The organism is Paracoccus sp. R12_2 (assembly GCF_017744015.1).
Classification (GTDB): Bacteria; Pseudomonadota; Alphaproteobacteria; order Rhodobacterales; family Rhodobacteraceae; genus Paracoccus.
In genome coordinates this window covers 549,290-562,121 of record NZ_JAGHRA010000001.1, presented here as the reverse complement: position 1 = coordinate 562,121, position 12,832 = coordinate 549,290, and the positions used below count along the sequence as shown (strand labels likewise).

Sequence of the window (12,832 nt, the reverse complement as noted above, 5' to 3'; positions counted from 1 at the left end):
GTTCATTCCCAGATTGTCTTCCCGAAGCGCGGTTCCGTCTGGCCCGTCTCTCCGTCCCGTTCAGCGTGTCCCGCCGTTCGGTGAAGGGGTATTTACGGATGGCCGCCGAGACCCGCAAGAGGAAATTCGCGAAAATCTTCGCCGAAACGTCATCTTTCCGGCAATGCATTGTTTATAATGATTTATTTTTAAGCCCTTGCCGGATTGGATCGCCGCAGGGGCCGTGGAATCGCGACGCGAAGGCCCAGAAGTGCAAGAATCACCAGCAACCAGAAGCCCGGCGTGACGGGAAATGTCTTCAGCGCCCAGATCCAATGCAGCGCCACCAGGGGCGCGGCGACATAGACCAGCTTGTGCAGCCGCCGCCATCCCAAGGCGCCCATGCGCCGGATCGACAGGTTGTTCGAGGTGACGGCCAGCGCCGTCAACATCACGAAGGCCAGCATGCCGAACAGCAGGTAGGGACGCTTGACGATGTCGCGCGCCATCTGCCCCCACAGGAACCCCATATCCATCGACAGCCAGGACAGCACATGCAGCCCAGCATAGGTGAAGCAGATCAACCCCAACGCGCGGCGAAACCGCATGAAGCTGATCCCGGTGATCCGCAGCAGCGGCGTCACCGCCAGGCTGGCGATCAGGAAATAGAGGGCGGTGCGCCCCAGCCGATGCTCGATCTCTCGGATCGGATCAATTCCCAGACCGCCGGCCAGCGTGTCCCATGTCAGCAGGGCCAGCGGCACCATCCCACCCAGCCACAGCATCCATACGGGACAGCGGCGCAATACGTCGTTCAATGTGCGGGTCATCAGTAGTTCTTCGTCAGATCCATGCCCTGGTACAACGAGGCCACCTGATCGGCGTATCCGTTGAACATCAGCGTTTCCTGGCGGCCGCCGAACAGACCCGCACCGATGCGGCGTTCCGTGGCCTGTGACCAGCGGGGATGGTCCACCTCGGGATTCACGTTGGCATAGAATCCGTACTCGCCCGGCTGCATGGATTTCCATGTGGCGACCGGCTGTTCACTGGTCAGGGTGATCTTCACGATCGACTTGATCGACTTGAATCCATATTTCCACGGCACGACCAGCCTGATCGGCGCGCCGTTCTGGTTGGGCAGAGGATCGGAATACAGCCCCGTCGCCAGAATCGTCAGCGGATGCATCGCCTCGTCGATCCGCAACCCCTCGCGATACGGCCAGTCCAGAATCGGATATCTGACGCCCGGCATCTGATCGGGCAACAACGCGGTCTGGAAGGCCACGTATTTCGCGCCGGGCTGCACGCCCACCTTGTTCAGGACCGAGGCCAGCGGCACGCCGATCCAGGGAATCACCATGGACCATGCTTCGACACAGCGCAGCCGGTAGATCCGTTCCTCAAGCGCGTTGTCGGGGGCAAGATCCTCGACCCCGTAACTGCCGGGACGTTCGACCAGCCCGCCGATCTCGACCGACCAGGGATCGACCGTCATCTGCCCGGCATGACGCGCGGGATCTTCCTTGCCGGTGCCGAACTCGTAGAAATTGTTGTAGTTGGTGATCTCTTCCAGCGTGTTTGCGTCCGCATCCGTGGAATAGGGCGACGGCTTGCCCTGCAGCGCCAATGCGGGCGATGCGGCAGCGGCCGCACCGGCGGCGATGAAATTGCGGCGATTCAGCCAGAGCGATCTTGGCGTCACGTCGGACCATGCAAGTTTCATATTCTTCCTCCGATATATCTTGCGTCGGCTGCACATGCTGACCCATCATCACATAAACACGGTGAAGGAGGCCGAAATGCGCATCACATTCCTATTACCCTTCGTTCTGGCAGGTCTGGTCGTTACAGCCCATGCCGATGACAACCCGGTGATCCCGGCAATTACGCATCAGGTGGACGGCTCGTTCGAGGATATCGCCTTCGCGGTCGAGAATGCGATCGTGAACAAGGGTCTGGTCATCGAACAGCGCAGCCACGTCGGCGAAATGCTGAACCGGACCAAGGAAGATGTCGGGGGGCAGAAGGATCTGTATACCCATGGCGACGTCTATACGTTCTGTTCCGCAACGGTTTCCCGCGAGGTGATGGAGGCGGATATCCTGAACATCCAGCATTGTCCCTATTCCATCTTCCTGTTCGAGACGCCCGATCAGCCGGGCAAGATCACCGTCGGGCGGCGCGGCTATGATCCGTCGATGCAGCCCGCAGCGGACATGCTGGACGATATCATCGCCGATGCACTGATGCTGGAATAACGCGCGCAACAGGGCGGGCGTTGCGTGTTGCGCGGATTTTCCGGGTCAGACCCGGAAACACCAGGAATTGCTGGGCACGGCGCGTCACAGTGCGTGCACCAGGGCGGCACAGGGTGTGCACAGCCTGTACACCGCTTGCGTACGGTGCCGTTGCATCGGGGCCAGCGCGGCGCGCCGAAACGCATCCCGCGGTCGCCGACGTCCTTGCGCTGCGCCTTGTTCCAACCGGGGTTCAGGGATGGTGTCTGGGATGCGGACCATCCTGCCCCTCGCTCCGCGGACTCGGATGTCCGCTCTATCTGCCTGCTGATTGCTTCAAAGTTTTTCGGCCAGCGTCGCTAGCTGGTCTATGGTGCTTCCCCAGCCTTCCTCGAACCCCATCTCTTCATGTTTTCGGCTGTCCTCGGGATTCTTGTGGAGGGCACGGGCGATGTATCTTGTTCCGCTACCTTCGTCCTCCATTGTGATGATTGAGGTCAACGTCAGCCATGGTTCGGCAGGCCTCCATCCTTCCTTCAGCGCCGTGGTGAAAACGATCCGTTCCTGCGGGAGAATGTCTAGAAAACACCCCTCCACATGAGGCTTAAATTCACTGCCGTCTTCGCTCATCAGGGTCTCGAAGCCCCCGCCGGGGTTAAGGTCCATCTTTTCGACCCGACAAACGATAGGGGCGGGTATCCACCACCGTTCGAAATTCCTTGGGTTCGCCCAAGCCTGCCAGACCACAGAACGCGGGGCATTGATCAGTCTGGATACGGACAGTTGGTTATTCGATGTCATTGTTCGTCTCCGATGCATGTTGATTTTCGGCGAATGCAGCCAGGCGATCGGTTCGAGCCTCCCAGATAGCACGCTGTTCATGCAACCAGTCTTCCGCGGCAGCGAGGTGCGTTGGCACCAGGCGACAGGTTCGAACCCGTCCGGTCTTCTCCGAGCTGATTAGCCCACTGGCTTCCAGAACCTTCACGTGCTTAAGGAATGAGGGGAGGCCCATTTCGAAAGGCTCCGCAAGCTCCTTGACCGAAGCAGGTCCCTCAATCAGCCGTGCGATCATGGCCCGACGAGTCGGGTCAGCAAGAGCATGAAAGGCAGTATCAAGCGCGGGCTTATAGTTTTCCATGTGGCCAACTATAAAAAAAGTTGGCCGCTTAGCAAACTATTTCTGCAAACGGATATTCGCCGCGACGCAGCAGGAACGTTGGTTTGGGCTCAAAGCAGCCGCAACCCATCCGGCACCGCGCCCCCTCGCCCCGTCACCGGGCAGCGATTTCCTGCAGGAAGGCGGGGCCGAAACGGTCCAGTCTTGGCGCGTCCAGGTGCCGCGACAGGGCGGCGCTGTCCTGAGGGCGGGTTTCGGCGATGCGGCGCAACTGGCTGGTCGAGCAGGATAGCGGCTTTTCGGTCCCATCCTCGCCGCGCATCAGTCGTGACTGCGCCTCGATCAGCCGATCGAACAGCGCGCCTTCGGGGCGGCCCGCCAGCGCCCGGCGCTGCGGGTGGATCCGGGGCTGGTCGCCCGCGATCACCGACAGGAAATCACCGCCATAGCTTTCCAGCTTCTTCGCGCCGACACCGCTGACCTGGGCCATCGCGTCCAGTGTCTGCGGGCGATCCTGCACCATCTGGATCAGGGTGCGGTCCGGGAAGATCACATAGGCGGGCACGCGGGCGGCCTCGGCCAGCGCGCGACGCTTGGCCTTCAGCGCCGACAGCAGCGGCTCGTCCTCTTCGGCGACCTGGGTGCGCACGACATTGGCGGCCTTGGCCCGCAGCGTCGTGTCGTGGCGCAAGGTCACGCTGCTTTCGCCGCGCAGGATCGGATGGGCGGTTTCGGTCAGGAACAGCGCGCCGTGGCGGCCGGGATCGGGGCGGCACAGGTCAAGGCCCATCATCTGCCGGAAGATCGCCTGCCACTGGCCGCGCGAATGATCGCGACCGACGCCGAAGGTCGGCAACTGGTCATGGCCGCGTTCGCGGATCTTTGCGGTGGCGTTGCCGGTCAGAATGTCGATCAGGTGCCCCGAGCCGAACCATTCGCCGGTGCGCAGCATGGCCGACAGCGCCATCCGCACCGCCTGCGTGCCGTCGAACAGTTTCGGCGGATCGAGGCACAGGTCGCAATTCCCGCAATCCTCGGCCAGTTCCTCGCCGAAATAGGCCAGCAGGCGGCGGCGGCGGCAGCCGGTCGCCTCGGCCAGACCCAGCAGCGCGTTCAGCCGGGCGTGATCGGCACCCTTGCGGTCATTGGCGGCCAGCCCCTCATCGACCTGAGTCCGCCGCAGCCGGATATCGTCGGGGCCATACAGTGTCAGCGTCTCGGCCGGGTCGCCATCCCGGCCGGCGCGGCCGATTTCCTGATAATAGGCCTCGATGGATTTCGGCAGATCGGCATGCAGCACCCAGCGGATATCGGGCTTGTCGATGCCCATGCCGAAGGCCACCGTGGCGCAGACGATCAGACCGTCTTCCTGCTGAAAGCGGCTTTCGACGTGACGGCGCTGATCGGCCTCCATCCCGCCGTGATAGGCCACTGCGCTGTGACCTTCCGCGTTCAGTGCCTGCGCCAGCGTTTCGGTCCGCGCGCGGCTGGCGCAATAGACGATACCCGACTGGCCGCGACGCGCCGCGACGAAGGTCAGAAGCTGCGCGCGCGGGCCGTCCTTGGGCTGGAAGGCCAGGCGGATGTTCGGACGGTCGAAGCCGCGCAGGAAGGTGACGGGTTCTGCCCCGTCGAACAGGCGGGTCACGATCTCGGCCCGCGTCTCGGCATCCGCGGTGGCGGTGAAGGCGGCCAGCGGCACGTCCAGCGCGCGTTTCAGATCGCCGATGCGCAGGTAATCGGGGCGGAAATCATGGCCCCACTGGCTGACGCAATGCGCCTCGTCCACGGCGATCGCGGTGACGCCGGCGCGGCGCAGCAGATTGACCGTGCCGCCCGAGGCCAGACGTTCCGGCGCCATGTAAAGCAGTTTCAGGTCGCGCCGTTCCAGCGCCGCGAAGACCGCATCGGTTTCATCCTGCGTGTTGCCGCTGGTCAGTGCGCCTGCCGCGACGCCCGCTGCGGTCAGCGCGCGAACCTGATCGCGCATCAGCGCGATCAGCGGCGAGATGACCACCGTCACGCCGTCGCGCATCAGTGCGGGCAGTTGATAGCACAGCGACTTGCCGCCGCCCGTGGGCATGATCGCCAGCACGTCCTGGCCCGCCGCCACGGCTTCGACGATCTCGCCCTGACCGGGGCGGAACCCGTCAAAGCCCCAGACCTGCCGCAGAAGATCGGAGGATGGCAGATCGCGCGCCATCACATCCCGTAGAAGAAGCCGGCGTTATTGGCCAAGGCCCGCTGCAGGATGATGATGATGACGAAGACGATCAGCGGCGCCAGGTCCAGACCGCCGGTATTGGGCAGGATATTGCGGATCGGGCGATAGATCGGCTCCAGCAGGCGGTTCAGACCGTCCCAGATCTGCGCGACCAGCGGCTGGCGCAGGTTCAGCACCTGAAAATTGATCAGCCACGACATGATGATATGGACGATCATCACGAACCACACCACCTGCAGGATCAGTTGCAAGGCCTCGTACAGCGTTCCCATCTTGCCCTCTTCGCAGCGATTGCGCCCCTGTATGGCCGGGCGGGGGCGGGGGCGCAACCCGGTTGCCGCCGCGTCCGGCTTGACGATCGCGTGGCCAGCCTGCACGCCGGGCCCGTCACGACAAGGGGGCGCCGATGTATCCGCTGATCCGTTTCGCCAAGGAGATGGTCAAGTTTCGCAACGCCGCCCCGCTGGAACCGGGCGAGGCGCATGTCTCGACCCACATATGCTGGCCGTGGGATCTGGACCCGTGGATCGAGCTGAACAACGGCCGCACGCTGACGCTGTTCGATCTGGGCCGCATTCCGATGGCGCGCCGGACCGGACTGGTGGGCGTCCTGCGCCGGAATCGCTGGGGGATCACCGTGGCGGGCAATTCGACCCGCTATCGCCGCCGGATCCGGATGTTCGACCGGTTCACCATGGTGTCGTTCGTCGTCGGCTGGGATCAGCGCTTCGTCTATATGGAACAGTCGATGTGGAAGCGCGGCGAATGCTGCAACCACATGCTGCTGCGATCCGCGATCACCTCGGATCAGGGCATCGTGCCGCCGGCGCGGCTGATGGAGGCGCTGGGGCGCGCGCCCGACAGCCCGTCCCTGCCCGCCTGGGTCGACGCCTGGATCGCGGCCGATGCGCAGCGGCCCTGGCCACCCGAAATCCCCGACGAGGCGAAACGAGGCTTGCCAGCCTGACCCCGCTTGGGCCTTATGGCCAAAACGAATTCGGCGGGGACGACAGGATGCAGCGCAGGCGGATCTGGGGCTGGTGGTTCTTTGACTGGGCCAGCCAGCCCTATGCGACACTGCTGCTGACCTTCATCTTCTCGGTCTATTTCGCGGATGTCGCCAGACATCACTATATCACCATCGGCGCCAGCAGCACGATGGCTGGGGCGCAGGCCCAGGCGCTGTGGGGCTGGGGCCTGTCGGTCAGCGGTGCCGTGATCGCGATCCTGGCCCCGGTGCTGGGCGCCATCGCCGACACATCGGGCAGGCGGATGCCGTGGATCTGGCTGTTCTCGGGGCTGTATGTGATGGGCGCCGGGGGGCTGTGGCTGCTGATGCCGGAACAACCCGCGCTGATCCAGGCGGTGGTGCTGTTCGGGATCGGCCTGATCGGCATGGAATTCGCGACGATCTTCACCAATGCGCTGCTGCCCGGCCTTGCCCCGCGCGATGAAACCGGGCGCGTCTCGGGGTCGGGCTATGCGTTCGGATATGTGGGCGGGGTGGCCGCGCTGGCGATCATGCTGGCGCTGTTCCAGGAAACGCCAAGCGGCCGGACGCTGATCGGGATATCCCCGATCTTCGGGCTGGACCCGGATCAGCGCGAGGGCACCCGCTTTGTCGGGCCGTTCGTGGCGCTGTGGTATGCGGTGTTCATGATCCCGTTCTTCCTTTGGGTGAAGGAGCCGCGCGGCAAACGCGCGCCGATCCGGCTGGGGGTGGCGATGCGCGATCTGTGGACGCTGATCCGCAGCCTGCGTCACCGGAAAAGCCTGGCAAGCTGGCTTGTCTCGTCGATGCTGTCGCGCGACGCGCTGAACGCGCTGTATGGTTTTGGCGGGGTCTATGCCGGCACGGTTCTGGGCTGGCCGGTCTTTCTGGTCGGTGTGTTCGGCATCATCAGCGCCATCGCCGCCGCGATCATCAGCTGGCTGGGCGGCCGTGCGGACCGCCGCTGGGGGCCGCGCCCGGTGATCATCTGCTGCATCGTCGCGCTGACCGCCGTCTGCCTGATCGTCGTGGGCATGGACCGGACGGGCTTTTATGGCATGTCCTGGTCGCCGGACCCGCTGCTGGCGGGGCTGCGTGGACCCGATCTGGTGTTCTTCGCCTGTGGCGTCATGATCGGCGGCGCGGGCGGGGCGATGCAGGCCGCAAGCCGCACGATGATGGTCCGCCACACGACCGAGGAAAAGGCGACCGAGGGGTTCGGCCTGTACGCCCTGTCGGGCAAGGCGACGGCCTTTCTGGCCCCCGCCCTGATCGCGACCGTCACCGACCTGTCGGGCAACCAGCGCATCGGAATCTCTCCTTTGATCGTGATGTTCCTTCTGGCGCTGGTTCTGCTAGTCTGGGTCAAACCCGAAGGAGAGGCAAAGCAGTGATCCGCAAATTCCTGACCGTCGCCGCCCTGACCATGGGCCTGGCGGCACCCGCGATGTCCGAACCGCTGGCCAAGGATGTCTTCGGCCAGTTCCGATCAGCGTCTCAGGGGCCGGCCGTGTCGATCGGCTTTTATTCCAAGGGCTGCGGGCAGGGCTTCGTGCAGCTGCCCGAAACCGGCCCAAGCTGGCAGGCGATGCGACTGTCGCGGAACCGCAACTGGGGCCATCCCGAGCTGATCGGTTTCCTGATCGGGCTGTCCAAGGCCGCACAGCAGGCCGGCTGGAAAGGTCTGTATATCGGCGATCTCAGCCAGCCGCGCGGCGGGCCGATGCTGACCGGCCATGCCAGCCACCAGCTGGGGCTGGACGCCGATATCTGGATGCTGCCGCCCTCTTCGCTGACGCTGTCGCCCGCACAGCGCGAAAGCATTTCATCGGTCTCGGCCGTGGCGCGCAACGGCACCGCGCTGTCGCCGAATTTCAATGGCGGCCACATGTCCATCATGCGCGCCGCCGCCCGCGATCCGCGCGTCGAACGGATCTTCACCGATCCGGTCGTCAAGGTCGCGATGTGCCAGATGGAAAAGGGCAATAGGTCCTGGCTGCGCAAGATCCGGCCGTTGAACGGACATGACTATCATTTCCATGTCCGCATGTCCTGCCCCAAGGGGTCGATCTGCCGGGATCAGGATCCGCCGCCGCCGGGCGACGGTTGCGCCGAGGCGGCCGAGTGGATCAAGAACCGCATCGATCCCAGCCGCGTGAAGCCGACCCCGCCCAACCCGAATTACCGCCATCCGCGCAGCTACCGGCTGAGCGAGTTGCCCACACAATGCCGCACCGTCGCCGCCGCGCCCTGAGCGCGGCCCTGTCGTTCCTTCTGTCTGCGGCCGGCGCTGTGATGGCGCCGGCCGCAGAGTTGGAATATGTCGGCACCTATGTCTGGCGCAGCGGCGAAGACAGCTTCGGCGGGTTCTCGGGCCTTGAGATCAGCGCGGACGGCAGCGGGTTTCACGCGCTCAGCGACCGGGCATGGATATACTGGGGCAGCATCGAACGCGATTCGCAGGGGCTGATCCGCGGCATGAACGTTGCCGGTCGCGCGCATCTGCGCGACAGCAAGGGCAAGCCCCTGAAGCCCGGCTATCTGGGCGACAGCGAGGGTCTGGCCATCGGGGATGACGGGCGCATCCGGGTCAGTTTCGAAGGGCTGGACCGGGTGGCGGTCTATGACGACCCCGATGCCCCTGCCCGTGTACTGCCACGCCCCCCGGAATTGCCGGGAATGCGCGTCAACGCCGGGCTGGAGGCGCTGGCCATCCGCGACGACGGCACGCTGATCACCCTGCCCGAACGATCCGGGCGCGAAAGCCGGCCCTTTCCGATCCTGCAGCTGCGCGATGGCGAATGGAGCCGCCTGACCCGGCTGCGCCGCGATCCGCGCTGGCTGCCGGTCGGTGCGGATTTCGGGCCGGACGGCTATCTATACCTGCTGGAGCGCGACTTTCACGGCCTGTTGGGATTCTCGACCCGCGTCCGCCGCATGCGGCTGACCGAAGACGGGCCGCGCGACGAAGAGATCCTGCTGACCACCAAGCCGCTGCAATACGACAATCTGGAAGGGTTGTCGGTCTGGGATGACGGGCAGGGCATCCGGCTGACGATGATCTCGGACGACAATTTCCTGATCGTGCAGCGCACGGAACTGGTGGAGTACCGGCTGCGCCCCTGACAGCGCCGCACCGCCCGAACGGCCGGAGATTGACAAGCCGTTGCGCGAGGACTAGGCGCAGCTGTCCCGTTTCGAACCGGGGCCGAGTTGTTCCGCGACCTTGTAAAACGGAAATTGAATCACATGACCCGCTATCTGCCCGGCATTCTTGCCATGGCCGCCATCGTGGTGGCGTCCAACATCCTTGTGCAGTTCGTCATCGGCGACTGGCTGACATGGGGAGCCTTCACCTATCCCTTCGCCTTCCTGGTCACCGACGTGATGAACCGCGTCTATGGCGCCGGTTCGGCCCGCCGCGTCGTCTTCGCCGGGTTCATCGTGGGCGTCGTCTGTTCGCTGATCGCCGCCGGATTCGACAAATCCACGCTGCGCATCGCGATCGGCAGCGGCACGGCCTTCCTGTGCGCACAACTTCTGGATGTAAAACTGTTTGACCTGTTGCGGGAAAGACGCTGGTGGGTCGCACCGCTGGCGTCGACCCTGGTCGGTTCGGCCGTCGATACGGCGCTGTTCTTCGGCATCGCCTTCTCGGCCGCACTGCCCGTGGACGCCAACACGGGCTGGGCGAACGAGGCCGTTCCGCTGCTTGGTCATGGCCCGGTCACAGCGCTGTGGGTTTCGCTGGCAGTTGCTGATTGGATGGTCAAACTTGGTCTGGCGCTACTTGCCCTTGTGCCGTTCAGGATGATTATCCGCAATTTGTTGCGATTTCATCCAGAAACCTGATTGACAGATTCACGATCTGTGTCACCCTTCCCCTTACAACGGCAACTTATTGAAAGGAGGTGGTCCAGTGTCGAGAGTGATAGTGGAGAGAGGTGTCGGAACAGTCAGGGGGGCCGTGGCCTGAGGGCAGCCCCTAGGGTCGTAAACCCTGATTGGGACCGGACGGATCTTATCCTTCCCTAACCGGACCATCTCCGTGGATCTCGCGGGCCGTCTTGATCTGAGGCGGCCCGTTCCAATTTCCGGGGGCCGCGCTGCCGCCTGGTTGCGAAGCGGCGCGACGCCTGCAACAATCTCTCCGCACAACAGACGGAACAGCCATGGACGACGTGCCGAGCGGCGAGATCAAGCAGATCATCTGCATCAAGTGGGGCACGAAATTCGGCCCCGAATACGTCAACCGGCTGCATGGCATGGTGTCGCGCAACATCACCCCGCCGTTCCGCCTGTTCTGTTTCACCGACGACGCCGACGGGCTGCATCCCGACATCGCGGTGCGGCCGCTGCCCGAATTCGACTATGTCGCCCCGGTCAACACCCGCGGCAAATGGCCCAAGTCGCGCCTGTGGGGCGATCTGGGCGATGTGACGGGCGTGGTGCTGTTTCTTGATCTGGACGTTCTGATCACGGGCAGCCTCGACCCGTTTTTCAGCTATGGCGACCCCGACGACACGATACTGGGCCGCAATCCCAATACCCCGTTCGAAAAGCTGGGTCAGACATCGGTCTATCGGATGCGGGTCGGAAACCTGAAGCCGCTGCAGCAGATCTTCCGCGACGATCCGCAGGGCGTCGCCGACACCTATCGCTACGAGCAGCGTTTCGTGACGCGGAACGCGCCGGGCGGGGTCAAGTTCTGGCCGCGCGGCTGGCTGGCGCATTTCAGGATGCACTGCATGCCCGTCTTTCCGCTGAACTATGTCCGCGAAGCCAGGATTCCGCCGAAATCGCGCATCATCATCTTCGCGGGCGCGCTGAACCCACCCGATGCGCGGGCCGGCAGATGGGACGAAAGCGACAGTCGCAGGCCCGCGCTGGACCATCTTCGCGCCGCCTTTGACGGTCGGCGGCGCGAATCCCTGTCAAAGCATCTTCGCCACTACCTCAGGCCGGTCAGCTGGATCGACAGGATCTGGCGCGAATGATCGCGCCGCGGCGTCAGTCGCGGGCAATCGCGATGGCGATGCCCTGACCGCCGCCGATGCACATCGTCACCAGCGCCGTCCGCCCGCCGATGCGTTCCAGTTCATACAGCGCCTTGACCGTCAGGATCGCGCCGGTCGCGCCGACCGGGTGCCCCAGCGCGATGGCGCCGCCGTTCGGATTGACCCGGGCCGGATCAAGGCCCAGCCCCTTGTTCACGGCCAGCGCCTGCGCCGCGAACGCCTCGTTCGATTCGATCACGTCGAAATCGCCGATCGAAAGCCCGGTCCGGGCCAGCAGCGCCTCGACCGCCGGGACGGGGCCGATTCCCATCACTTCGGGGCGCACCCCCGCGACGGCATAGCCAAGGATCCGTGCACGCGGCGTCAGCCCGGCGGCCGTGGCGGCGTCGGCGCGCGCCAGCACCAGCGCGGCGGCACCGTCATTGATGCCGCTGGCATTCCCGGCCGTCACCGACCCATCCTTCTGGAACACCGTCTTCAGTGCGCCCAGCTTTTCCAGGCTGGTTTCCTTGGGATGTTCATCGGTGTCGAACTGCACCACGCCCTTGCGCATCCTGATCTCGACCGGGACGATCTGATCCCGGAAATGGCCCGAGGCGATGGCGTCCGCCGCGCGCCGCTGCGATTCCAGAGCGAATTCGTCCTGTTGCTGACGGCTGATATCGTGTTCGGCCGCGACGTTTTCCGCCGTCACGCCCATATGGCCCGTGCCCATCGGACAGGTCAGCGCGCCGGTCATCATGTCCAGCATCTTCTGATCGCCCATCTTCGCGCCGAACCGCGCCGATGGCACCGCGTAGGGCGCGCGGCTCATGCTTTCGGCGCCGCCCGCGACGGCGAAATCCGCGTCGCCCAGCATCAGCGCCTGCGCGGCCGACACGATCGCCTGCGCCCCCGATCCGCACAGCCGGTTGACGTTCATCGCGGGCGTCGTGTGCGGAATGCCCGCCTGCAGCATCGCGACACGGCTAAGATACATGTCGCGCGGTTCGGTGTTGATGACATGGCCGAAGACCACCTGCCCGATCCGGTCAGGCGCCACCGCGGCCCTGTCCAGCGCGGCGCGGGTGACGTCGGCGGCCAGCGTGATCGGCGGAATCGCCGCAAGGCTGCCGCCGAAGGACCCGATCGCGGTGCGCGCGCCGGACAGAATGACGATTCCGGTATCAGACATGAAAGCCCCCATTTTCGACGTTGCATCCAGACTATGCCTTTGCCGGAATGCTGCAAGTCGATCGGGCGACGGCCCGGCAATAAAAT

The 12,832-nt window shown here is 64.5% G+C and carries 14 protein-coding genes; 7 read left to right on the top strand and 7 right to left on the bottom strand.

The genetic code is table 11. The annotated features are described in order from the left end of the window. Window positions 1-188: 188 nt before the first annotated feature. Together J7359_RS02660 and msrP are read right to left on the bottom strand one after the other, a co-directional pair. Window positions 189-809, bottom strand: a complete 621-nt coding sequence (locus J7359_RS02660) for a protein-methionine-sulfoxide reductase heme-binding subunit MsrQ (protein ID WP_209054957.1) — start codon at window positions 807-809, stop codon at window positions 189-191. Further along, the gene (msrP, locus tag J7359_RS02655; protein WP_209054956.1) at window positions 809-1,705 is read right to left on the bottom strand and encodes a protein-methionine-sulfoxide reductase catalytic subunit MsrP; all 897 of its coding nucleotides are present in this window, start codon (window positions 1,703-1,705) and stop codon (window positions 809-811) included. The genes J7359_RS02660 and msrP overlap by 1 nt, the downstream gene beginning before the upstream one ends. 76 nt (window positions 1,706-1,781) lie before the next feature. Between msrP and J7359_RS02650 the strand changes: the two genes are divergently transcribed. Further along, entirely contained in the window at window positions 1,782-2,240 is a 459-nt protein-coding gene (locus tag J7359_RS02650; protein ID WP_247740115.1) for a DUF302 domain-containing protein, read from the top strand. 315 nt (window positions 2,241-2,555) lie between these two features. Here J7359_RS02650 and J7359_RS02645 read toward each other — a convergent pair whose 3' ends face one another. The 4 genes from J7359_RS02645 to J7359_RS02630 form a co-directional block, all read right to left on the bottom strand. Next, a complete protein-coding gene (locus J7359_RS02645; protein ID WP_209054955.1) occupies window positions 2,556-3,020 on the bottom strand; it encodes an SRPBCC family protein in 465 nt (154 codons plus the stop codon). Continuing rightward, window positions 3,007-3,360: a metalloregulator ArsR/SmtB family transcription factor gene (locus J7359_RS02640; RefSeq protein ID WP_209054954.1), complete on the bottom strand. Its 354-nt coding sequence runs from the start codon at window positions 3,358-3,360 to the stop codon at window positions 3,007-3,009. The genes J7359_RS02645 and J7359_RS02640 overlap by 14 nt, the downstream gene beginning before the upstream one ends. A gap of 133 nt (window positions 3,361-3,493) precedes the next feature. Then, window positions 3,494-5,542 (bottom strand): DNA helicase RecQ, encoded by a 2,049-nt coding sequence (gene recQ, locus J7359_RS02635; RefSeq protein WP_209054953.1) that lies wholly within the window; start codon window positions 5,540-5,542, stop codon window positions 3,494-3,496. Then, the gene (locus tag J7359_RS02630) at window positions 5,542-5,835 is read right to left on the bottom strand and encodes a YggT family protein (protein ID WP_209054952.1); all 294 of its coding nucleotides are present in this window, start codon (window positions 5,833-5,835) and stop codon (window positions 5,542-5,544) included. Before J7359_RS02630 ends, recQ begins: the two co-directional genes overlap by 1 nt. Before the next feature lie 134 nt (window positions 5,836-5,969). Between J7359_RS02630 and J7359_RS02625 the strand changes: the two genes are divergently transcribed. From J7359_RS02625 to J7359_RS02600, 6 genes are all read left to right on the top strand, one after another. Then, complete coding sequence (locus J7359_RS02625; RefSeq protein ID WP_209054951.1) at window positions 5,970-6,530, top strand: acyl-CoA thioesterase; 561 nt, start codon at window positions 5,970-5,972, stop codon at window positions 6,528-6,530. 47 nt (window positions 6,531-6,577) lie between these two features. Beyond that, complete coding sequence (locus J7359_RS02620; protein WP_209054950.1) at window positions 6,578-7,948, top strand: MFS transporter; 1,371 nt, start codon at window positions 6,578-6,580, stop codon at window positions 7,946-7,948. Then, entirely contained in the window at window positions 7,945-8,808 is an 864-nt protein-coding gene (mepA, locus tag J7359_RS02615; RefSeq protein ID WP_348524319.1) for a penicillin-insensitive murein endopeptidase, read from the top strand. Before J7359_RS02620 ends, mepA begins: the two co-directional genes overlap by 4 nt. Window positions 8,809-8,849: 41 nt before the next feature. Beyond that, entirely contained in the window at window positions 8,850-9,680 is an 831-nt protein-coding gene (locus tag J7359_RS02610) for an esterase-like activity of phytase family protein (protein ID WP_247740114.1), read from the top strand. Window positions 9,681-9,803: 123 nt separating this feature from the next. Next, on the top strand, window positions 9,804-10,406 hold the full coding sequence (locus J7359_RS02605; RefSeq protein WP_209054948.1) for a queuosine precursor transporter: 603 nt from the start codon (window positions 9,804-9,806) through the stop codon (window positions 10,404-10,406). A gap of 320 nt (window positions 10,407-10,726) precedes the next feature. After that, window positions 10,727-11,551, top strand: coding sequence for a glycosyl transferase (locus tag J7359_RS02600; RefSeq protein WP_209054947.1), 825 nt, complete (start codon window positions 10,727-10,729; stop codon window positions 11,549-11,551). A gap of 13 nt (window positions 11,552-11,564) precedes the next feature. Here the strand turns inward: J7359_RS02600 and J7359_RS02595 are convergent, their stop codons facing one another. Continuing rightward, window positions 11,565-12,746: an acetyl-CoA C-acyltransferase family protein gene (locus tag J7359_RS02595; RefSeq protein ID WP_209054946.1), complete on the bottom strand. Its 1,182-nt coding sequence runs from the start codon at window positions 12,744-12,746 to the stop codon at window positions 11,565-11,567. Window positions 12,747-12,832 lie beyond the last annotated feature (86 nt).